Annotated in this window: 21 protein-coding genes; 11 read left to right on the top strand and 10 right to left on the bottom strand. The window is 68.0% G+C overall.

Going from position 1 to position 21,818, the window contains the following annotated elements:
• Nucleotides 1–62: 62 nt before the first annotated feature.
• The 6 genes from ACYVAN_RS01915 to ACYVAN_RS01940 all read right to left on the bottom strand — a co-directional run bounded on the left by ACYVAN_RS01915 (nt 63) and on the right by ACYVAN_RS01940 (nt 5,894).
• Complete coding sequence (locus tag ACYVAN_RS01915) at nt 63–1,700, bottom strand: ABC-F family ATP-binding cassette domain-containing protein (RefSeq protein WP_460954906.1); 1,638 nt, start codon at nt 1,698–1,700, stop codon at nt 63–65.
• Between the two features lie 371 nt (nt 1,701–2,071).
• On the bottom strand, nt 2,072–2,416 hold the full coding sequence (locus ACYVAN_RS01920; RefSeq protein ID WP_460954908.1) for a hypothetical protein: 345 nt from the start codon (nt 2,414–2,416) through the stop codon (nt 2,072–2,074).
• A gap of 17 nt (nt 2,417–2,433) precedes the next feature.
• Nucleotides 2,434–2,562 carry a hypothetical protein gene (locus ACYVAN_RS01925; RefSeq protein ID WP_460954910.1) on the bottom strand — a complete coding sequence of 43 codons (129 nt, stop codon included), beginning with the start codon at nt 2,560–2,562 and terminating at the stop codon, nt 2,434–2,436.
• A 57-nt stretch (nt 2,563–2,619) separates the two neighbouring features.
• Nucleotides 2,620–3,795 (bottom strand): class I SAM-dependent methyltransferase, encoded by a 1,176-nt coding sequence (locus ACYVAN_RS01930; protein ID WP_460954912.1) that lies wholly within the window; start codon nt 3,793–3,795, stop codon nt 2,620–2,622.
• A gap of 387 nt (nt 3,796–4,182) precedes the next feature.
• Nucleotides 4,183–4,965 carry an enoyl-CoA hydratase/isomerase family protein gene (locus tag ACYVAN_RS01935; RefSeq protein WP_460954914.1) on the bottom strand — a complete coding sequence of 261 codons (783 nt, stop codon included), beginning with the start codon at nt 4,963–4,965 and terminating at the stop codon, nt 4,183–4,185.
• Nucleotides 4,966–5,081: 116 nt separating this feature from the next.
• The gene (locus ACYVAN_RS01940; RefSeq protein ID WP_460954916.1) at nt 5,082–5,894 is read right to left on the bottom strand and encodes an ABC transporter ATP-binding protein; all 813 of its coding nucleotides are present in this window, start codon (nt 5,892–5,894) and stop codon (nt 5,082–5,084) included.
• Between the two features lie 407 nt (nt 5,895–6,301).
• On the opposite strand from ACYVAN_RS01940, the gene ACYVAN_RS01945 reads away from it, so the two are divergent.
• On the top strand, nt 6,302–7,459 hold the full coding sequence (locus tag ACYVAN_RS01945) for a tetratricopeptide repeat protein (RefSeq protein WP_460954918.1): 1,158 nt from the start codon (nt 6,302–6,304) through the stop codon (nt 7,457–7,459).
• A 263-nt stretch (nt 7,460–7,722) separates the two neighbouring features.
• Nucleotides 7,723–8,205 (top strand): GreA/GreB family elongation factor, encoded by a 483-nt coding sequence (locus ACYVAN_RS01950; protein ID WP_460954920.1) that lies wholly within the window; start codon nt 7,723–7,725, stop codon nt 8,203–8,205.
• Nucleotides 8,206–8,352: 147 nt separating this feature from the next.
• On the opposite strand, the gene glgP is transcribed toward ACYVAN_RS01950, so the two are convergent.
• The gene (gene glgP / locus ACYVAN_RS01955) at nt 8,353–10,908 is read right to left on the bottom strand and encodes an alpha-glucan family phosphorylase (protein WP_460954922.1); all 2,556 of its coding nucleotides are present in this window, start codon (nt 10,906–10,908) and stop codon (nt 8,353–8,355) included.
• Between the two features lie 84 nt (nt 10,909–10,992).
• On the opposite strand from glgP, the gene ACYVAN_RS01960 reads away from it, so the two are divergent.
• Together ACYVAN_RS01960 and ACYVAN_RS01965 are read left to right on the top strand one after the other, a co-directional pair.
• Nucleotides 10,993–12,345, top strand: coding sequence for a neutral zinc metallopeptidase (locus tag ACYVAN_RS01960; RefSeq protein WP_460954924.1), 1,353 nt, complete (start codon nt 10,993–10,995; stop codon nt 12,343–12,345).
• Nucleotides 12,346–12,459: 114 nt separating this feature from the next.
• The gene (locus ACYVAN_RS01965) at nt 12,460–13,938 is read left to right on the top strand and encodes a neutral zinc metallopeptidase (protein WP_460954926.1); all 1,479 of its coding nucleotides are present in this window, start codon (nt 12,460–12,462) and stop codon (nt 13,936–13,938) included.
• 81 nt (nt 13,939–14,019) lie between these two features.
• Here the strand turns inward: ACYVAN_RS01965 and ACYVAN_RS01970 are convergent, their stop codons facing one another.
• Nucleotides 14,020–14,958, bottom strand: a complete 939-nt coding sequence (locus ACYVAN_RS01970) for a tetratricopeptide repeat protein (RefSeq protein WP_460954928.1) — start codon at nt 14,956–14,958, stop codon at nt 14,020–14,022.
• A gap of 344 nt (nt 14,959–15,302) precedes the next feature.
• Here ACYVAN_RS01970 and ACYVAN_RS01975 point away from each other — a divergent pair, with 344 nt between their 5' ends.
• Entirely contained in the window at nt 15,303–15,563 is a 261-nt protein-coding gene (locus tag ACYVAN_RS01975; RefSeq protein WP_460954930.1) for a hypothetical protein, read from the top strand.
• 63 nt (nt 15,564–15,626) lie between these two features.
• Here the strand turns inward: ACYVAN_RS01975 and ACYVAN_RS01980 are convergent, their stop codons facing one another.
• A complete protein-coding gene (locus tag ACYVAN_RS01980; RefSeq protein ID WP_460954932.1) occupies nt 15,627–15,929 on the bottom strand; it encodes an MTH1187 family thiamine-binding protein in 303 nt (100 codons plus the stop codon).
• A gap of 136 nt (nt 15,930–16,065) precedes the next feature.
• On the opposite strand from ACYVAN_RS01980, the gene ACYVAN_RS01985 reads away from it, so the two are divergent.
• Nucleotides 16,066–16,566: a MarR family winged helix-turn-helix transcriptional regulator gene (locus tag ACYVAN_RS01985; protein ID WP_460954934.1), complete on the top strand. Its 501-nt coding sequence runs from the start codon at nt 16,066–16,068 to the stop codon at nt 16,564–16,566.
• A gap of 106 nt (nt 16,567–16,672) precedes the next feature.
• Here the strand turns inward: ACYVAN_RS01985 and ACYVAN_RS01990 are convergent, their stop codons facing one another.
• Nucleotides 16,673–17,020 carry a DUF3817 domain-containing protein gene (locus tag ACYVAN_RS01990; RefSeq protein ID WP_460954936.1) on the bottom strand — a complete coding sequence of 116 codons (348 nt, stop codon included), beginning with the start codon at nt 17,018–17,020 and terminating at the stop codon, nt 16,673–16,675.
• A gap of 372 nt (nt 17,021–17,392) precedes the next feature.
• On the opposite strand from ACYVAN_RS01990, the gene ACYVAN_RS01995 reads away from it, so the two are divergent.
• The 5 genes from ACYVAN_RS01995 to ACYVAN_RS02015 all read left to right on the top strand — a co-directional run bounded on the left by ACYVAN_RS01995 (nt 17,393) and on the right by ACYVAN_RS02015 (nt 21,816).
• Nucleotides 17,393–18,403: a LacI family DNA-binding transcriptional regulator gene (locus ACYVAN_RS01995; protein WP_460954938.1), complete on the top strand. Its 1,011-nt coding sequence runs from the start codon at nt 17,393–17,395 to the stop codon at nt 18,401–18,403.
• The gene (locus ACYVAN_RS02000; protein ID WP_460954940.1) at nt 18,400–19,461 is read left to right on the top strand and encodes a class I mannose-6-phosphate isomerase; all 1,062 of its coding nucleotides are present in this window, start codon (nt 18,400–18,402) and stop codon (nt 19,459–19,461) included. Before ACYVAN_RS01995 ends, ACYVAN_RS02000 begins: the two co-directional genes overlap by 4 nt.
• A 123-nt stretch (nt 19,462–19,584) precedes the next feature.
• Entirely contained in the window at nt 19,585–19,770 is a 186-nt protein-coding gene (locus ACYVAN_RS02005) for a hypothetical protein (RefSeq protein WP_460954942.1), read from the top strand.
• Nucleotides 19,771–19,931: 161 nt separating this feature from the next.
• On the top strand, nt 19,932–20,348 hold the full coding sequence (locus ACYVAN_RS02010; RefSeq protein ID WP_460954944.1) for a TipAS antibiotic-recognition domain-containing protein: 417 nt from the start codon (nt 19,932–19,934) through the stop codon (nt 20,346–20,348).
• A 124-nt stretch (nt 20,349–20,472) separates the two neighbouring features.
• Nucleotides 20,473–21,816: a DNA polymerase IV gene (locus ACYVAN_RS02015; protein WP_460954946.1), complete on the top strand. Its 1,344-nt coding sequence runs from the start codon at nt 20,473–20,475 to the stop codon at nt 21,814–21,816.
• Nucleotides 21,817–21,818: the final 2 nt, after the last annotated feature.

The raw sequence follows: 21,818 nt of genomic DNA on the forward strand, positions 1-21,818 counted from the left end.
GGGCCGAGTGGCCGGTGTCCTCGGCGCTGGTTCCCAGCCCGCCTCCCGCATCCGGACCGGACTCACTCACCGGCAGGTGCCCCGGTCTCCAGCAACCGCCCCTCCGCGAGCCGCAGCCACCGATTCACCCCGATGTTCGCCAGGAACCGCTCGTCGTGGCTGACCACCACGAACGCACCCCGGTACGCGCCCAATGCGCTCTCCAACTGCTCGATGCTGACCAGATCCAGGTTGTTGGTCGGCTCGTCCAGCAACAGCAGTTGCGGCGCCGGTTCGGCGGACAGGACGCAGGCCAGGGTCGCGCGCAACCGCTCACCCCCGGAAAGTGCCCCGATCGGGAGATGCATCCGAGACCCCTGGAACAGGAAGCGGGCCAGCAGGTGCATCCGCCGCGTCTCCGGCATCCCGGGTGCGAACGCGGCCAGACTCTGCGCCACGGTGCGGCCCGGGTCCAACAGATCCAGCCGCTGGGACAAGTAGGCGATGCGGCCGTCGACCCGCTTGATCCCACCGCCGTCCGGCTCCAGATCACCGCTGACCGCCCGCAGCAGGGTGGACTTGCCCGCCCCGTTGGGACCGGTCAGCGCGATCCGCTCCGGCCCGCGGACCGCCAGGTCGACACCGCCTGCGGCGAAAACATCCCGATCATCGCGCCGAACCCGCACCCGCTCGCCGTGGAACACCGTGCGCCCGACCGGAACGTGGGTGCCTGGCAAGTCCAACGCGATCTTCTGCTCGTCGCGCAGCGTCCGCTCGGCCTCGTCCAGCCGAGCCCTGGCGTCGCCGACCCGCGCGGCGTGCACATCGTCCGACTTGCCCGCCGACTCCTGGGCACGCCGCTTCATCGCCCCGGCAACGATCTTCGGCAGGCCCGCTTTGTCGATGTTGCGGGCCGCGTTCCCCGCCCGGCGCGCCGCCCGTTCGCGGGCCTGCTGCATCTCCCGCTTCTCCCGCTTGACCTCCTGCTCGGCGCTGCGGACGTTCTTCTCGGCGACCTCACGCTCGGCTCGTACGGACCGCTCGTAGTCGGTGAAGTTCCCGCCGTGGAACCGGACCTCGTCGCGGCCCAGTTCGGCGACCCGGTCCACCCGGTCCAGCAGCGCCCGGTCATGGCTGACCAGCAACAGGCACCCGTTCCAGTCGTCGAGCACCTCCCGAAGCCTGCGACGGGCGTCAAGATCGAGGTTGTTGCTCGGCTCGTCGAGCAGCAGCACGTCTGGGCGCTTCAGCAGCTGCGCGACCAGACCGAGCGAGACCACCTGGCCACCACTGAGGGTGTGCAGCCGTCGGGTGAAGGACATGTCCCCGAGACCGAGCCGACCCAGCTGGGCGCGGGTGCGTTCCTCGATGTCCCACTCATTACCGATCGCTGCGAAGTGCTCTTCGCTCGCGTCCCCCGACTCGACGGCGACCAGCGCGCGGAGCACGGGGGCGACCCCCAGCACTTCGGCCACCGTCGGGTCGCCGAGGTACGGCAGGCTCTGCGGGAGGTAACCGAGCACGCCTTCCACCGACGTGCTCCCGTCGCCAGGCTGGTACTCGCCTGCGATCAACTTGAGCAGCGTGCTCTTACCGGCACCGTTCGGCGCGACGAGACCCGTGCGCCCGCCGCCGACGGTGAACGACAAGCCCTCGAAGACCGGGGTGTCGTCCGGCCACGAAAAGGAGAGGTTGGAACAGATGATGGACGCATCGGACATGCGAAATCCTCGGGAAATGTGAAGCGGGCGCAGCGGAGCCGCCCGGCTGCGAACAGAGATCAGTGAAAGAGAACGACGAACCGGCCACAGCGGCAGCGCTTCCGCGCGCCTTCCGGTGGCTGATCACTTCCCGGGCTACCCGAAGATCGGGGCTCACCCGGAGATGTCGTCGTCACTCATCACGTCTGGTCTCCTCGCAGGCATCACACACGAGCCACCGTAGCAGCGGAATCCCGGGCTACGCGCTCACTTTTTCGGGCGATGCGGCGACGGTCCACACCGGGCGATCTCGCGGCGACCTCGGGCACGTTCGACCACGCCCCATCGCGAACGAGCAGCGAGATCCACCCGTGGGGCACCGGAGGCATCGGTCACGTCGACTGGTCGGCGTAGACGGGGACAGCCGAAATCACCTTCGGCTCCCGCAGGAAGGGCAACAAGCTGATCAGCGCGAGTAGGGCCAGGCCCGCTCCTACCCACAGCGGAGAGGCGAGACCGAGCAAGCCGCCGAGCACGATGGACGAAGCCCGACCGCGCAGGTCAGGCCCCACGAGGTCCGCGCAGGTCGCGAGCGCGACACCGAAGAAGGCCGACGAGGCGACACCCGTCACGACCCACGTAACGAACATCATCTCGCACCCGGTGGCCAACGCGCCCAAGCTCTGACCGACGACGTAGACGCCGACCAGAATCAGCAGCGCGTCCTTGCGCGACACCCTCAACAAACCGAACGTCAGCACGGGCCGCCGACGATCATCCCGATCGCGTATGCGAACACCAGGTAGCCGATCGACGCGATCGACACCCCAACAAGGACGCCAGAACCGGCATCATCCCGGACACCGAACTCGCTGGTCGTCATCGCCGGCCTTCGTCCCGCCGAGCCTGAGGCCCACACCCGGGACCGCTCGACGAACGCTCAGAATCGCTCAGCGCGACAGAGGAACGCCCAGGACACCTCACCGATCCGGGTCAGCACGACGGTCGCCTCGCCCGAACCCTTGAGCTTGAGCCGCTTGCGCAGCGCGTCCGGGTCGACCCCGACACCGCGCACCATGATTTCCAGCCGCCCCACCTCGTGCTTGCGCAACAGCGCGCGCAGCGACTTCTCGCTGAACCTGCCGTGCTCCAACACCCGAAACGCACGCACGCCCGGCGGCGGCGAATCCCCGGTGAGGTAAGCGATCCGGTGGTCGAGCTGACCCAACCCGTGCCTCGCCGCGTAGTGGCGGACGAGACCCGCCCGGACCACCGCGCCATCCGGATCGACGATCCACTGCCCCACCTCGCCGACGGGACAGTCGTCCGGCTCCGCATCCGTGATCGTCCACTGTGACTCGTCCGCGCCGATCACCGTCGCGCGCCGCCGCGCCGAGCCGGCCAACTCCCCCAGCCACATCGATGCTTCCCGCACCTGCCCGGCCAGCGATACGACCTCGACCTCCGCCTGCTCCGGAACCAGTTCGAAATCCAGGCCCGGTGCGCACTTGACCACCAGGTCCCGCCCGGCATACACGTCGAGCAGCTCGTCCAGCGGTGGCACCAGATCGGCCGGGTTCCAACGTCGCCGTCCCGCCGAGTCCCGCCTCGCCGGATCGGCCAGCACGGCCGTCCCCGCAGTCACCGGCCGCAACGCGTCCGCGCGCACCAGCGCGGCCGACCGATCGCCCACCGCGAGGTTGTGCCGCGCCATCAACAGCCGCACCGGATCCAGATCGGAACCGACGCAACGCTCCGCCACCGCGGCGATCTCGTGGAGGTCCGCGCCGATCGAGCAGGTCACATCGTGCACGGCACGCCCGGCCAACCTGCGAGCACGATGCCGGGCAACCGGGCTCGCCGTCGCCTGCTGCAAACCGTCAGCGGTCAACAACCAGTCCGCTCCGAGGTCCAACTTGGACATCGACCGTCCTTTGAGGACGGCGGTTTCCAGTGCGGCCGCGGCGAATCGCGCACCGGCCAGCTCGCGGGCCGCACCGGCATCGGCCAGCCGCGAAGCCGCCGTCAGCGGCCTGCCCGCCAGCTCGGCAACGGCCTGCCGACCGTCCCGCGAACGCAAGAACGCCACGTCCTCGACATCGAACGCGTAGGACACGTGACAAACCCTTCCGAACCGCGGTCAGGAACACCGGGAATCCGACGGTTTGAATCCCCGTCCGGAACCGTACGGGGTGCGCTCGGCATCACCGACCCGGCCGTGTACCGACAGATCCAGCGACCCGGCGTTGCGCAACACCACCTCGACAATTCACGGCGAGAGATCGGTGCCCGCCGCCGCTCGACCACCCCGCCCTGCATCAGGTTCAGCAGGAGGAAACCGCGAAAAAGAGGTGGGGTGCGACGGACCCGTCGCACCCCACACTGATGTTGCCGGACATCCGCTCGGCAACATCGAACGATCCGGAGTACCTCGTGGGTAGCAGCGCTCACGGATCACCGCACGCGGTGAGCAGTCAACCACCCAGGACGCACCCGGCCACCGTCACTCGCCCGTGAACTCCGCCTTGCCCGGCCCGTTCTCCAGGAACGAACGCATCCCGATCTTCTGGTCCTCGGTGGCGAACAAGCCGGTGAACAGGTGGGTCTCCTGCTTCAGGCCGCTGTCGAGATCCACGTCGAGACCACCGTCGATGGCCGCCTTCGCCGCGGCCAGCGCCCTGGCCGGGCCGTTGGCGAACTGCTCGGCCCACCGCAGAGCGGCCGCGTAGACATCGTCCGGTGCGACGACCTCGTCGACCAGACCCAGCGACAACGCCTCCTCCGCCTTGACGAAGCGGCCGGTGTAGACGATGTCCTTGGCCTTGCTCGGACCGACAAGGCGCGCCAACCGCTGCGTACCACCCGCACCGGGGATCACACCCAGCAGCACCTCCGGCTGCCCGACCTTCACGTTGTCGCCCACGATGCGCCGGTCACAGGTCAGCGCCAACTCGAAACCACCACCGAGCGCATAGCCGGTGATCGCGGCCACCGTCGGCTTCGGGATCGCGGCCACCGCGCTCATCGCGGCCTGCAGGCCGTTCTGCTCCTTGGCCGCCATCTCCGCATACGACTTGTCCGCCATCTCCTTGATGTCGGCACCCGCCGCGAAGACCTTCTCGCCGCCGTACACGATCACCGCGCGGACGTCGGCTCGATCGGTGGCCTCCTCGGCCACGGCCCGCAGCTCCCGCTCGATCTGCCGGTTCAAAGCATTCATCGGAGGCCGTTCCAACCGGATGATCCCGATCGCGCCATCCACTTCGAGCCTGACGAATTCACCCACGCCGCAACCTCCTCGTCGAACTGCGCTTGCGCGGCAGGTTATCGCGCGTCACAACGGGCGAGCAGTGTTCTCCGTCTCAACGACCGGACCACCGGCACTCGGGCGCGCGACCACCGTCAGCCGCGCCTGCGCGCGAAGAAGCGGTCACCGTCGCGCCGCAGCTCCAGGTCCTGGTCGAACGTCTTGGAGAGATTGTCCTCGGTGACCACGTCGTCCAACAGACCCTGCGCGACCACGGCGCCATCGCGCAGCAGCAGAGCGTGGGTGAAGCCCGGCGGGATCTCCTCCACGTGGTGGGTCACCAGCACCGACGCCGGGGCGTCCGGATCCATCGCCAGTGCCGAGAGCCTCGCGACCAGGTCCTCCCTGCCACCCAGGTCGAGCCCAGCCGCCGGCTCGTCGAGCAGCAGCAGCTCCGGGTCGGTCATCAGCGCCCGAGTGATCGTCACGCGCTTGCGCTCGCCCTCCGACAGCGTCGCGAACCGCCGGTCGGCCAGGTGCCCGATCCCCAGCAGGTCGAGCAGCTCTGCCGCCCGCTCCGTGTCCATCTCGTCGTACTCTTCGCGCCACCGGCCGACGACCGAATAGCCCGCACTGATCACGACGTCCCGGACGATCTCCTCGCCGGGAATCCGCGCCGCGTGCGCTGCCGACGACAGGCCGATCCGCGGACGCAGCTCGAACACGTTGGTGCGGCCGAGGCGCTCGTCGAGCACGTCGACGGTTCCCTCCGAGGGGTGCAGCTCGGCGGCCGCCATCTTCAACAGCGTCGACTTGCCCGCGCCGTTGGGGCCCAGCACCACCCAGCGCTCGTCCAGCTCGACCGCCCAGCTCACATCCTCGACCAGGGTGGTCTCGCCGCGCCGGACACCGACCCCATCCATCCGGATGACCAGGTCGTCCACGTCTACCTCCAGCCGTCGCGCCACGGTTTCTCCGCGCAGGACCGCCGCAGGTCGCGGGCAGGTCCCCTCCGGCGGCCATTCTGCCCGTTGCCGCCCACCCGCGGGAGCGGTGGGGAGCATCCGCCCGGGTACACCCTCCGAGGCAGCCTCCCAGCACCACACGCACTCGATTCGACACGGACCGTGATCACCCGGTGAAGTCGGCGGCTCCGCAGGGCGAGCAAGGGAACCTTCCTCCCACGCCATTCTCGGAAAGTTCCCCTGCCCTCACCCGACACCGCACTGTGCGAGCACTCGACCTTTCTGCCACAGCGCGTGACGTGCGGGCAAGGAAACTCGCCCCGCGGCGGGCGTGTTCCACATCCCTTTCCCGGAACGGTCGCCCCAAACCGCACCTCGACTCGGCGGGCGTCCCGTAGGGTCTGGTCCTCGTGCGAACGCTGCGTCGATCCTTCCGCCCCTGGATGGCCATCACCCTGCTGGGACTGCTGGCCACCGGCGTTTCCGAGACCGTCGCAGGCAGCGGCTTCAGCGGGTTCTGCCTGGCCACGCTGGGTGCACTGGCCGGTGTGATCCTGCTGCCGATGATCACCCAACTCGGGTTGCTCGCGGGCGCGTTGCTGTTCGGCCTTCGCGTCCGACACGTCGTCCTCGGCTCGATGCGACGACTCGGCGCCTGGCGGTTCGGCCGGGTGACACTCACCGTGCGGGCACTGCCGGTCACGCTCGGCTCGGAGATCGGACCGTGGCGCAAACCGGTGATCCTGCGCTGCTGGCTGGCGGGCGCGGCCTCCGCGCTCACCGGCATCGGGCTCGTACTGTTCGGCTGGCTGCTGCTCGACGGCGCGTTCGGACGCGGCTTCGCGATCGCGGCGACCCCGTTGATGCTCTACAAGCTGTGGCCGCGTCGCGTGCCGATGGCGACCTCCACCGGATGGCTGCTGTTCGGCTTGCCCAGGATGCCGGAACCCAAGCGCACGGAGTTCTGCGCAGGACCTGTTGCCGCCCGAGCGCACGAGGCGCTGCGCGACGGCGACATCGAGCGGGCCCAGGCCCACGTCGACGAGCTGATCGCCGAGCATCCGGAGCTCAACGCGACCACTTCCTGTCGCGTGACGATGCTGGAGGCGCGCGGCGAGTACGCGCAGGCGGTACTACTACTCGTTGACCAAATTTCCAATTCGGACATTCCTCCTCGCGAGATGTCCTACACGCTCGCCGGACTCGCCGGCCTCGGATTCGCCGCCGTGGAAGCCGGCCAACTACCTCCGGACGACCTACTGCCGATGGCCCGCAGAGCACTGGACGACTCGATCGACCTCGGCTTCCCCGCGTTCGAACTCAGCGGCACCCGCGGCCTGCTCGCACTGCTCGAAGGCGACGCCGACGAAGCCGCCCGACTGGCCGCGATCGGCGCCGACCACGGCACCTCGCCGCTGTCGAGGGCCGACGACTACGCCACGCTCGCCCGCGCGCACATGATGCGGCACGACAACACGGCCGCCCGGGACGCCCTCGCCCACGCGGAGGAGCTGGCCGCCTGGTGGCCACGAGTCCGAACCACCCGCGAGCGCCTGTCGGTGGCCTGACCGGCCGCCGAGCCCCTGCCACGCAGCCAGCGGACCGCCGAACCAGACCCCCGAAGGCGCTGAAAGAGAACACTTTCAGCGGTAGCCAAAGCCCTTTCAACAATTGTCATCACAGTGCGTAATTCCTCATTGCCAAAAACGAATACCGTGCTACCCTTCAAATATCGCACGGTCTGACTCGGGCCGTGTTCTTTCGTATAGAAACACAATCCGAGTCCACTTCCCTTCCAGGTAGGAACCGTTGTATTCGAGGAGTGGTGGTCATGAGCAGCTCTACCTTGACATGGCTGACACAGGAGGGTTACGAGAGCCTTTCCGAGGAGTTGAGCCAGCTTCTCTCGAATCGCGCATCCCGCGGTCAACACCGCGACGAGGGCGACGACATCGACCTCGATGAGCGGCAATGGCAGAAGATGCGGATCCGGCAGCTCGAAGATCTGCTGCGCACCGCCCGGGTGGGCAGCTGCCCAGCGGACGACGGCATCGTCGAGCCGGGCATGGTCGTGACCGTCCGCTACGCCGACGACCCGGAAACCGAAAGCTTCCTGCTGGCCACGCGCGCGGCCGAACACCACAGGGACCTGGAGATCACCTCGCCCGACTCCCCGCTCGGTCTGGCCCTGCTCGGCGCGCGAGAAGGCGAAGAACGCGAGTACACCTTGCCGCGCGGAGGCACCATGACGGTCACCCTGGTCAAGGTCGAACCCTTCCACGGGGGTCCCGCCACGGTGCCGGAACAACGGTAACCCCCGCGGGGCAGCACTCGTTTCGCCGGCGGCGAACAAATACCTGCCCGGACTCTTTCAGGAGTAGAGTGGACCGTTTTCGCCAATTGTGGGGAAAACGGTCCACTCTACGATTCAGCTGTATTTCGAACCCGGCGGGACCGCCACTCATCCCCCGGCCAACACCACTTTGCCGAGCTCGGCCGGACCGGACAACAACGGATGCTTCGGCAGCACCCGCACCGTGTAACCGGCAGGGCCCGCGTGCGGCAACGTCACCCGCACCTCATAACGCCCCTCGTCCACCGGCCGCATCGACTCCGCCACGAAGTCGTACAACTCGTCGGAATCGTTCACCCGACCCACCACGACCTCGACGTTCACGTCGTCCGGATCCAGCCCGGCCAGATCCACCCGGGCACGCACCGTCACCTCACCACCCAGCAACGGGGTGCCACCATCGGCGACCACCATCTCCGTGTCGCTCACCCGCACCCACGTCCACGCGGCCTGCAACCGGATGCGGTAATCAGCGACCTCCTTCGCGCCCCTGAAACCGTCCTCCGCCAACGCGCGCTCCGACCTCGCGGCCGGCGCGTAGTGCTGGTCGACGTACTCCCGGACCATCCGTGAGGACTGCACCTGCGGGCCGAGCGTGGCCAACGTGTGCCGCACCATCGACATCCACTTGCCCGGAACACCGTCGGCATTGCGCTCGTAGAACATCGGCGCCACCCGCGTCGAGATCAACTCGTACAGCGCCGCCGCCTCCAGATCGTCCCGGCGGCTCGGGTCGGTCACCCCACTGGCGTTCGGGATCGCCCAACCGTTCGCACCGTCGAACATCTCGTCCCACCAGCCGTCCCGCACCGACAGGTTCAAACCGCCGTTGAGCGCCGCCTTCATCCCCGACGTCCCGCACGCCTCCAGCGGCCGCACCGGATTGTTCAACCACACGTCGCAGCCCGAAACCAGGTAGCGGGCCAGCGCCATGTCGTAATCCGGCAGGAACACGATGCGGTGCCGCACGTCGGCCTGATCGGCGAACTCGATGATCTTCTGGATCATCGCCTTGCCACCCTCGTCCGCCGGATGCGACTTGCCCGCCACCACCACCTGCACCGGACGGTCCGCGTCCAACAGCAGCTCGCGCAGCCGCTCGGTGTCCCGCAACATCAACGTCAACCGCTTGTAAGTCGGAACCCGCCGGGCGAAACCGATCGTCAGCACATCCGGATCGAACACCGAATCGCACCACCCCAGCTCCAGGTCCGAGGCACCACGCGCCAGCCAGGCCTGCCGCAACCGGCGCCGCACCTCACCGACCAGCCGCTGCCGCAACGAACACCGCAACTCCCACAGCAACGGATCGCTGACCGGCTCCATCCCGCGCAACCCGGCGTTGCTGTCCATCTCGGACTCGCCCAGGAGCTTGCCCAGCTCGCGCGCCGACCAACTCGGACCGTGCACACCATTGGTGACCGAACCGATCGGCACCTCCTCCACCCCGAAACCGGGCCACAACGCGCTGAACATCTTCCGGCTGACCTCACCGTGCAGCTCCGAAACACCGTTGGCCCGCTGCGCCAGCCGAAATCCCATGTGCGCCATGTTGAAGATGCCCGGCTTCTCCTCGGCCCCCAGCGCCACCACCCGATCCGTCGGCACTCCGGGCAGCAACGCGGGCGACGACGCGTCGTCGAAGTAGTGCCGAACCAGATCCACCGGGAAGCGGTCGATTCCGGCCGGAACCGGCGTGTGCGTGGTGAACACCGTCCCCGCCCGGACGGCCACCACCGCCTCGTCGAACTGCAGGCCCTGCTGCTCCCGCAACTCCCGGATCCGCTCCAGCCCGAGATAACCCGCGTGTCCCTCGTTGGTGTGAAACACCTCGGGCTCCGGATGACCGGTCAGCTCGCAGTAGGCGCGCACCGCCCGCACCCCGCCCACACCGGCGAGGATCTCCTGGCGGATGCGGTGGTCGGCGTCTCCCCCGTAGAGCCGGTCCGTCGTACCGCGCAGATCTTCCTCGTTGTCCGGCAGGTCCGTATCCAGCAACAGCAACGGAACCCGCCCGACCTGCGCCTTCCACACCCGCGCGAGCAGCGTGCGCCCCGCGGGCATCGCCACCCGGACCAGCAACGGCTCCCCGGATGCATCGATCAGCGTCTCCAGCGGCAACCCGCGCGGATCGAGCACCGGATAGTGCTCGACCTGCCACCCCTCCGTCGACAACGTCTGACGGAAATAACCGGACCGGTAGAGCAACCCCACACCGATCATCGGCACCCCGAGATCCGACGCCGACTTCAGGTGATCCCCGGCCAACACCCCCAGACCACCCGAATAGTTCGGCAACGCCTCGGCCACCCCGAACTCCATCGAGAAGTACGCGACCGCATCCGGCAACCCGTTGCCCTCGGCCTGGCGCTGCTGGTACCAGCGCGGCACCGTGAGATAGCGGCGCAAATCGTCATCGACTGCGCGGGTGCGGGCGAGGAAGTCCTCGTCGTCGGCCAACCGGCTCAACCGCTCCGCGGGCACTTCGGCCAACAGCCGGAGGGGGTCAGCTCCCACCTCCGACCACAGCTCGGGATCAACCGCCGCGAACAGGTCCTGAGTGGGTGGATGCCAGGTCCAACGCAGGTTGGTCGCCAGCGTCCCCAACGCGGCCAGCGGCTCCGGCAAATGGGCTCGAACGGTGAAGCGGTGGACGGCTCTCACGCGTGCGAACACTATCGCGCCGCCCACCGGAACGAGAGCCGACGCCGCGCCCCGCTCCACCATGAGCGATGCGAAGCTGGTCACGTGGATGTGCGGCGAATCATGACGACGATCATCTGCTCCGTACTGCTCGTGTCCACACCGGTCGCGTGCACATCCGACAGCGAACCCCCCAGCAGCGAACCCCCCAGCAGCGAACCCCCCGGCAGCGGAATTCCCGGCAGCGGCGAACCCGGCATCGTGACCGGCCGGGCCGAAGACCCCGGATTCCTGCACGGCACCGACCACTCCGGAATCGACCGGCTCGCCGCCACTGTCGTCACCGACGTGCAGCACTACTGGACAACGGCGTTCCCCGAAACGTTCGGCGAACCATGGCAGGAGCTCGACGGCGGCTTCTTCTCGGTGGACACCACGAGCCCAGGCAGCGCACCGCCCTGCTCCACGTCGACGAGCACCGTCGAAGGCAACGCCTACTACTGCGCGTCCGTCGACGCCATCGCCTGGGACCGGACCGCCCTGCTACCCGTGCTGCGCGAACGCTACGGCGAAACAGCCGTGGCCATCGTCCTCGCCCACGAAATCGGACACGCCGTGCAGCAGCGCTCCGGGACCGACCGCGGGAAACCGGCCCGAATCGAGGCCTCCGCCGACTGCCACGCCGGCGCGTTCACCCGCTGGGTCGCCGACGGGAACTCCGCGCGCCTGCACATCACCGAGCCACAACTCGACGACGCCCTCCGCGCGCTCATCGTCTTCCGCGACCCGATCACCTCCGGGCAGAGCGCCACCGACGCCCACGGGACCGCGTTCGACCGGGTCACCGCCTTCCAGGACGGCTACCGGCACGGCCCCGGCACCTGCTCGGACGTGGCCGCGGCGAACCCCCGCCCCACCGGCGATGAAACCGAACGCGCCCAGCTCGACGCGGCCCACGACATCGACTCGTACTTCGCCGAAATCGTGGAGCGCGTCGGCGGACACTGGCAAACCCCCGGGATCGACCCCTCGTCGACCACCTGCCCGGCCCGACCGGTCGCCTACTGCGCGCGACCTCCCGCCATCACCGTCGACCGCGGCCGACTCGCCGAGACCAACTACGACATCGGGGACCAGGCGGGACCGACCCTGCTGGCCTCCCGGTTCGCCCTCGCCGCGCTCGCCGACCTGAACCAGCCCACCATCGGGCCCACCGCGGGTGAACGGGCCACCTGCCTGACCGGGTCCTACACCGCCTCCCGCGCCGGATCGCTGTCCCCCGGCGACCTCGACGAGACGATCAGCGTCCTCCTGTCCAGTGATCAAGCCTCCCGCGACGGCGAAGGAGCCAACGAGCTCAGCGGCTTCGACCGGGTCACCGCGTTCCGCGCCGGGTACGGGGGCGGCCACCGGGCCTGCGGGATCCCGACACCCACCGCACCCGGCCACCCCGCGTGAACAACACCGATCCCTCCTGCCACTCGAATCCACCCGATAGGCTGCTTCCCGACACCGGTTCGGGGCGAAACGAGCGAGCGGACTCGCCAGCAGCGATGGCGAACCTTCAGCAGGATGGACACGGCAGTGGTAGCGGTATCGACAGGCAGCCGTCGACGCAAGCGGATCACGAGTACAGCGGTCGCCGCGATCGTCTCCGTCTCACTCGTCGGCGGCTGTTCCCAAGCGATCAGCGGAATCCCCACCACCCTCGGGAGCTACTCCACGACCGAAGTCGCGGGGCTACCCGCGACCAACGGTCCCAGCGGCCCGAAGGACGGCGCACCCGAATCGAAACTCCGCGTGGCGGGCACCGACCACGGTGAGATGGACGGACTCGCCCGCGACGCGGTCGACGACGTCCAGACCTACTGGAAGGAAGCGTTCCCGGAAACATTCGACGACGCGGACTTCAAACCGGTGAAGCGACTCGTTTCGTTCGACTCGCGCGGCCGCGGAACAGACCTGTGCGGAACGAACACCGCCCGCCTGGCCAACGCCTTCTACTGCCCGCCCGAAGACACCATCGCCTGGGACCGGGCCGAGCTCCTGCCCAAACTCGACAAGAGCTTCGGCCCGATGGCAGTCGTCACCGTCATCGCCCACGAGATGGGCCACGCCGTCCAGCACCGGGCCAAAACCGCCAAGGCCGACGACCCGGTCATCGTCCTGGAACAGCAGGCGGACTGCTTCACCGGTGCCTACTACCGCCACGTCGCCGAAGGATCGTCCGAACACTTCAGGCTCTCCACCGGTGACGGCCTCAACCAGGTCATGAGCGTGCTCAACTACGTCCGGGACGTACCGGGGCACAGCGACTTCACCGGCAACGACGCGCACGGCAGCGCCTTCGACCGGATCACCGCTTTCCAACACGGGTTCAGCTCCGGGCCGCGACGATGCGCCGAAATGGACGCCGACGAAGTCAAGGAGCGCACCACCCAGTTCCAGTTCTGGAAGGACGAGCAGGAATCCGACCTGCCCGTGAGCGAAAAGCACCTCGCCGCCGTCGAGCGGAGCCTCCGCCAGGTCTTCCACGACTCCGGCGCCGAGCCACCGTCGATCAGGACCGGAACCACCGGCTGCGACAACACCTCGACCACCTCTCCGGCCACCTATTGCCCGGAGAGCAATGCGGTGTCGCTGGACCTCGACGAGCTCCAGGAAATCGCCGAAGCACCGGAGAAGGGCGGCAAGGGCTACGGCGATTTCGCCGCGTACGCGCAGGTCGCGTCTCGGTACGTGCTGTCGGTGCAGGATGCCGCAGGCATGTCGTTGGACGACGACGCGGCAGGCCTGCGCACGGCATGCCTGGTCGGTTCCTGGAGCGGGCTGCTGGTCGAAGACCCCATCGGACGGCGCAACCCCGTCGGCAAGCTCCGCGTCGCACCCGGCGACATCGACGAGGGAGTGGCCGCCATGCTCGGTGAGGACAGCTTGATCGCCGCCAACGTGCGGGGTGAGCAGGTTCCTGCCGGATTCGCCCGCGTGGAAGCGTTCCGGATCGGCTTCCAGACAGGATCCGGCCAGTGCACCACCAAATACTCGGGCTGAGTTCCACCTCGAACGTCCGGGACGACACGAACGGCCCCTTCCCGCCGTGGGAAGGGGCCGTTTCAGTCATGATCAGCGTACTCAGAACAAGGCGTTCGCCAGTCCTCGGCGCGCCGCGAGGACGCGCTGGTCATTCTCGGGGAAGAGCTCGAACATGGCGACCAGATGTTCGCGAACCCGGTTCCGGTCGTCACCGGAGGACAGCTTCACCGTGCGCACCAGGCGGTTGAACGCCTCTTCCACCTGTTGGACGGCGAGTTCGGCATCCGACGCCGCGATCTGAGCGTCCACGTCCTCCGGAGCGGCGTTCGCCCGCTCGATGGCCGTCGGATCGGCGTTCTCCGCCCGAGCCGTGAACCGGACCTGTGCGAGGGCCGCCTTCGCCTGCTCGTTGTCCGGCTCCGCTTCGAGGATCCGGAGGTACGCCTGCTCGGCGGCTTCGTAGTCACCGTTGCCGAGGGCCTCCTCCGCCGCGGTGAACCGAGGGTCCTCGGGCTCTTCTTCGGCCTCTTCCTCGGCACCGGCCGCCTGCTCGGCGGCGTTGATTCCGGGGAGCTGGTCGCGCAGGCCGTCCAGCAGCGAAGTGATCCACTGCCGGATCTGCGGTTCCGGCTGGGCACCCGCGAACGCTTCCACCGGCTGCCCACCTGCGACGGCGATCACCGTGGGCACGGACTGGACCTGGAAAAGCTGTGCGATCCGCTGGTTGGCGTCCACGTCGATCTTGGCGAGCACCCAGGTTCCGCCGCTTTCGGCGGCGAGGCGTTCGAGGACCGGGGAGAGCTGCTTGCAGGGGCCGCACCAGGTGGCCCACAGGTCCACCACGACCGGCACCTGCATCGAGCGGTCGATGACCTCTGCCTGGAACGTGGATTCGGTGACGTCGACGACCGACGGATTCGCGGAGCCGGCGGGGCTCCCTCCTTCGGCAGGGGCCGAAGGGCCTGCCTGGTCGGGGGTCGTGTCCGCCTTGTTCTTGAGCGCCGACAGGTCGACTGCGCCCGCCATCGAGGCGGACATTGCTGCGTTCTGGCGTGGATCGGGCCTCGTCACACCTCCATCCTGACACGCCGGGCGAGGTGCGTGGTGTACGGGCGTCCGATCAAGTCGGGGTGCGCGAGCAGGTATCCGCCGATCGTTCCCGCCCGGTCCGATCCGACAGGGGCAACAACCAACCTTGAGCCACTCGAACAGGTGGCAGAAGCAACTCGAAAGGGTGGCATCAGCGGAAAGTCCTCAGGTTTCGCGACCTTGATCGTCGAAACAGTCACCGAGCCCGCGACGAGATCACCATCTCGCTGCGAGCCCGTGGAGGCCTCTTCGCGAGGCCCCCCTGCCCGAAGTTCGACGAGAGGTTACAGACAGTGCGTATTGCAACCCGTGTTGCCGGAGTCGCCGGCGCAGCCGCCCTCGGCATCGTGACGATGGGCTCCACCGCGTTCGCCGACAGCGCCGACAACGACGGCGTCAACCTGCTGGACGACAACAACATCAGCGCCGTGCCGGTGCAGCTCTGCGGCAACAACGTCGGTGCCGTGGTCGGGATCGTCGTTCCCGTTCTGTCGCCGCAGACGAACGAGTGCGTCAACGCCCCCGTCGTGGACCACCCCTCCGTGAAGGGCTGACACCGCGCGAGTTGAGAAAGCCGGAGGCGCCCAGATCGCGCCTCCGGCTTTTCGCGCGGTCGCTCAGTCTTCGGCCAACTGCTCCTCGACGCGCCGCACCTTCTCGTCCAGCTGGCCGGTGTGCCCGGGACGGATGTCGGCCTTGATCACCAAACTCGTCCGGGGCGAGCGCTCCGACACGGCCTCGGTCGCCTGCCGCACGACGTCCATGACCTCGTCCCACTCTCCCTCGATGGTCGTGAACATCGACGTCGTCTCGTGTGGCAACCCCGATTCGCGCACGACGCGCACGGCAGTCGCGACCGCCTCGCTCACGCTGTCACTGTCACCGGCACCGCTCGGTGCCACGCTGAACGCCAGCAGCACTGCACAACTCCTTACCTATCGAGTTACCGGCCCCACCAGCACCACAGAAGGCTCGGAACGCCTCGCATCATCGCGACGGCGCCGAGGGGCACGGCTGTCACCACCAAACGAGTACCCGCTGCTAGCGTCAATCACCATGAGCGCCCGAAGTCCGCTGCCTTTCGACCCCATCGCACGTGCAGCCGAACTCTGGTCGGAGCGGATCGGCCCGTCAACCACCATGGCTGCGGTAACCAGCGTGATGCGCGTCCAGCAGATCCTCCAGTCCGCCGTCGACACCGCGCTGCGCCCGCACAACCTGACCTTCGCGCGCTACGAGGCACTGGTGCTGCTCACCTTCTCGCAACGCGGAAGCCTACCGATGCGCGTCATGGGCGACCGGCTGCAGCTACATCCCACCAGCGTCACCAACATCGTCGACCGCTTGGAGCAGGACGGGCTGGTCCAGCGGGTCCCGCATCCGACCGACCGCCGGACCACGCTCGTCCAGATCACCGAAGGCGGCCGGGACCAGATGGAGAAGGCCACCGAGGCGGTCAACGAGATCGACTTCGGACTGCGCGGGGTGACCGAACGGCAGACCCAGCAACTCAACGAACTGCTCGGCAAGGTCCGGCACGCGGCCGGCGACTTCTGAGCGAGCCCCCGAGCGGGAGGGAAGCACTCGGCCGTCCTGGCGGTCGGTCCCCTCCCGCGCACGCCGGTGCGACCAACGCAGGCCGCTGCAGCGGGCGCGGGTCGGTTCAGCCGCGAGTCCCCGCCACCTGCTCGGCGACGGAGGGCTCCACCGAGTCACGGCTCATGTGGCCACGCCGGTTGGCCCAGACGTCGAATACGACCGAGCCCAGCGGGGGCACCGACGAGATCAACGCGAGCGCGAGCACGCTCAAGCTCCAGCGCAACGGCCAGAAGAGGGCCAGGCACGCGAGCACGTAGACGACGAACACTCCGCCGTGGATCGAACCGAAGATCGTGACCGCCAGCGGCATGTCGAACCCGTACTTGAAGACCATCGCGATCAGCAAACCGATCCACGACAACGCCTCGGCCACCGCGACCAACCGGAACCAACCTGCATACGTACGCGGCACGATCCACCCTCTTCGTTCACGGCGCCAAACCGGCGTCGACATCGCCTCGTCCTCCGCAGTGTGCCCGAGGCGCCGATCGCACCGGCAGCCGGTGTGATGGGCACCTCGCGACCACGTACCGGCGGGCCCGTCGTCGCCGACGAGGAACTTCCGTTCGATGCCCGGACCACGCGCGGCACACCTCCCCGCCGGAAGCTGCCGTCCGCCCGGACTGGTTCCGGCCGGCACCCTGACGACAGCGCCGCGCCGGCAGACAACGTTGTCACCCCGAGCACCGGTAAATCGCCCAAGGCACGTGACGACGCCTCAGTTCAGCCCTTTTACCACCAGTATTGACACCGAGCACTGCGTCGCGATCCAATCGCGGACATCATGACAACGTTGTCCGAGAATGCCCGGCGGGCCACGATGAGCGATGTGGCCCGGTTGGCCGGTGTCAGCACCAAGACGGTCTCGCGAGTCGTGAACAACGAAGGCGGCGTCCAGCGGGAAACCGCCGTTCGCGTACACACCGCGATCGAACAACTCGGATTTCGACGCAACCTCGACGCACGCAACCTGCGCCGGGGTTCGAAGACGGCGACGTTGGGCCTGGTGCTGGAAGACCTCGCCAACCCCTTCTACTCGGTGCTGACCCGCGCGGCCGAAGAAGTCGCCCGCGCACGCGGAAGCCGGGTGTTGGCCGGCTCGTCGGACGGAAACCCCGCTCGCGAACGCGAGCTGGCGCTGGAATTCTGCGCGCGCCGAGTGGACGGGCTGCTGATCGTCCCCGCAGGTGACCAGCACGGATATCTCGCGGCCGAGAACAACTCCGGCACACCCGTCGTCTTCGTCGACCGCCCGGCCGGAAATATGGACGCGGACGCGGTCCTGATCGACAACAGCGGTGGCACCGCGCTGGCAGTGCGACACCTCGCCGCACACGGTCACCGCGCGATCGCATTCCTCGGCGACTCTCCCGGGATTCACACCGCCGACGAGCGGCTCCGGGGCTTCCGAGAAGGCTGCGCCCAGGCAGGAGTGGCGTTCGACCCCGACCTCGTCGTGATGGGAGCACCCAGCGCTGATTCCGTCGCCGCTGGTATCGACGGGCTGCTCGACCGCGCGACGGCATTCGTGACCGGCAACAACCGGATCACGGTGCACGCGCTGCGGACGCTGTCCGGCAAGTCCCACCGCCCGGCACTGGTGGGTTTCGACGATTTCGAACTCGCCGATCTACTCGATCCGCCGATCACCGTGATCACCCACGACACCCGAGCTCTGGGGTGCAGTGCGGCGGAACTGTTGTTCGCGCGGCTCGACGGCGACACCACGCCGCCGCGCCGCCAGGTCCTACCCACGCGGCTCGTGCCGCGTGGTTCCGGGGAGGCAAAACCGTGACACCTGTCCACCAGGTTCAGTCCGATTCCGTCGCGACACCGGCACCGACGGTGCTCGCGGCCAACCAGCCGCAGCAGTTCTACCGGGGCGGTGCCGCCATCGCCGCCCTGCGCGGTGTGGAGGACGACGGCGATTTCGGCCCCGAGGACTGGGTGGCCTCCACCACCACCCGGTTCGGGCAGGCAGAAGCCGGCCTGTCCCGGCTCCCCGACGGACGGTTGCTGCGCGAGGCGATCTCCGCACAACCGGCGGAGTGGCTCGGGCTCGACCACGTCGACGAATTCGGCGAGAACACCGCGCTGCTGGTCAAGCTGCTCGATGCCGGCCAGCGACTCCCGGTGCACTGCCATCCGAGCGACACCTTCGCCCAGCAGAACCTCGGATCCCGCTTCGGCAAGACCGAAGCGTGGATCGTCGTCGGCACCAGCGGACCCGACCCCGTCGTGTACCTCGGCTTCCGTTCCGACGTGGCATCCGAAACCGTCGACCACTGGGTCGCCACCCAGGATTCAGCGGCCATGCTCGACTCGCTCAACCGGATCCCGGTCCAACCCGGCGACACCGTGCACGTTCCCGCCGGAACCCCGCACGCGATCGGCGCGGGCGTGTTCATCGTCGAACTCCAACAACCCACCGACTTCTCGGTCACGCTCGAGTGGCAGGGCTTCCTCGCCGACGCTGAAAGCGCCTTCCTGGGCATGAACCACCACACCGCGTTGCGCACGGTCAACCGCAAGGGTTTCGACGACACCGCTCTCACCCAGTTGATCAAGCACACCGCACGGCGCGACGAACCACGGGTATCGCTGCTCGCTCCCGACGCCGCTGATTTCTTCCGCGCCGACCGGCTGCATCCACGTGGCGGCCTCGATCTCGAAGCGTCCTTCGGCGTACTCATCGCCCTCGACGGCAACGGCCTGCTCCGGTGCGCCGACGGCAGCGAAGTTCCCGTGCACCGAGGCAACACGCTCGTCATCCCACACACCGCCGGTGACGCTCAGCTCGAAGGTGACGTGGTCGCCGTGCACTGCCGCCCTCCCCAACCCTGGCGCACCTGACTCGGTCGCGGCGCGCGAGCAAGGGAACCTTTCTGTCACATCCGAAAGAAAAGTTCCCTTGCTCTCACCACTGCGCCAGCCAGCTCCGGGACCGGTAGGTCCGCAACACGGTATGGTGGGGAAATGGCCGCGCACGGCGAACTGTTCCCAGGCCGCAAGCTCAAGTACGAGGGCGACCAAGGCTCGCCCGGTCGCGAACACGACCCGGGTGGCCCTCTCGATCTGGACCGGGGTGTCGTCTTCCTCGCTCCTCCCCAGCAGGATGACCAAGCTCCGCCTGCGGAAGAACCTGGGGACGGACCCGACTGATCCCTGGCCCGCACACTGCTGATCGACACATTCCTCCGCGCCGTGATCGGTAACTCGGCTACGGTTCCCACCAACAGGTGACAAATCGCGACGGTTTTCAGCTCGTCGGACGTGCCGAACCGTCGCACCATGCCCTAGCGCGTGAGTGGAGGAACGACGCCGTGCAGCCGGACAAGGTGAGTGGAAGCGGCCTGGACGAGGCCGAAGCCGTGGAAGACGGCACCGCGCTGATCGGCGTGGACCCCGAAAAGACCGACCGGATGGGCGACACGCCCGGCGCGAACCGTCGCCACGCGGAAGTCGTCGGGGCCGACTGGAACCGCATCAGCAGTCGCATCGCCGAACTCTTCGCCAACGGGGTCCCGGAGAACGATCCGCGAACCCAGGAGATCATCAACGACCACTATCACTGGCTCTGCAACTTCTGGACGCCTGACCGCGACTCCTACCTGCGGCTCGCGGGGATGTACGTGAACCAGCCCAAGTTCCGCAAACGCATCGAACGCAGGAAACCGCAGGGCATGGCCGGCTACATGCGGGACGCGATGACCGCCTACGCCTGGGCACACCTGCGCTGACGCCACGTGGCAGCAAGGGAACTTCTCTGCCACATCTGGCAGAAAGGTTCCCTTGCTCGCATCCACCCGGACGAACGCGCCACCAGCCGTGGGCGCTGTCGGCGGTATCTCGTTCAATGGACACATGGCGAGGTGGGTACTGCACATGGACATGGATGCGTTCTTCGCGTCCGTGGAGCAGCTCACCCGTCCCACCGTCCGCGATCGACCGGTGCTCGTCGGCGGTTTGGGGCCGAGAGGAACGGTGGCGGGGGCCAGTTACGAAGCCCGCCAATACGGTGCCCACTCAGCCATGCCGATGGCGGAGGCCAGGCGCCGCTGCCCGGTCGCGGTGGTGCTGCCGCCACGAGGCCGCGTGTACAAGGCAGTCAGCAGTCGCGTCTTCGATATCGTGCGCGAGATCGCCGACGTGGTCGAGCAGGTCTCGATCGACGAAGCGTTCCTGGAACCCACCGAACTCGCCGGTGCGGGAGTCGAAACCGTCGACGAGTTCGCGAGCAGGTTGCGCAGCCGAGTGGCGCGTGAAACAGGTGTGGTCGCGTCGATCGGGGCGGGCTCCGGAAAACAGCTCGCCAAGATCAGTTCGGGGTTGGCCAAACCGAACGGGGCGATGGTCGTCCCACCCGAGCAGGAGGAAGAGCTCCTCACCGGGTTGCCGGTGCGGAAATTGTGGGGCATCGGCCCGGTGACGGAATCGAAGTTGCACCGCATCGGTGTGCACAGTGTCGGAGAACTCGCAGCACTCCATCTCGGGGACGTCACGTCGCTCCTGGGCCAAGCGCACGGTGCGGAGTTGCATCGGCTGGCCCACAACGTCGACGAGCACCCGGTCGCGGAACGCGCCGAAGCGAAACAGGTCAGCGCGGAAACCACGTTCGACACCGACATCACCGGCCACGCCGAGCTGACAGCCGAAGTGGCGGACATGGCCAGGTCCGCACACCGCCGGATGAGCACGTCCCACCGGGCCGCCCGCACCGTCACCGTCAAGGTGCGCGACGCCGATTTCAACACCATCAGCAGGTCGGAAACATTCTCCACCGCCACGAGCGACCTCTCCGCACTATCCGCGGCGGCATTCAGGCTCACGACGGTGGCGGTGCCACCAGGCACTCCCATTCGGCTGGTCGGGGTGTCGTACTCGGGCCTCGCCACCTCCGAGCAGGAGCCGCTGTTCGACAATCCGGCAGATCAGGACGCGCCTGCGACGACCGGAGATGCCGGTGCGACCGCCGAACCGGCACTGGGAGAGCCCCGAACGGTCACCACCCGAGATGCCCACACGTGGCGAGCCGGGGACGACGTGCACCACACCGAGCACGGGCACGGTTGGGTACAGGGGGCCGGGCACGGTCGTGTCACCGTTCGGTTCGAAACCGCGCGCACCGGCCCCGGCAGGGCACGAACGTTCGCCATCGACGACACCGACCTGCGGGTCGCCGACCCACTGGACAGCCTCGGCTGGTGATC

Source organism: Parasphingorhabdus pacifica, from assembly GCF_054779195.1.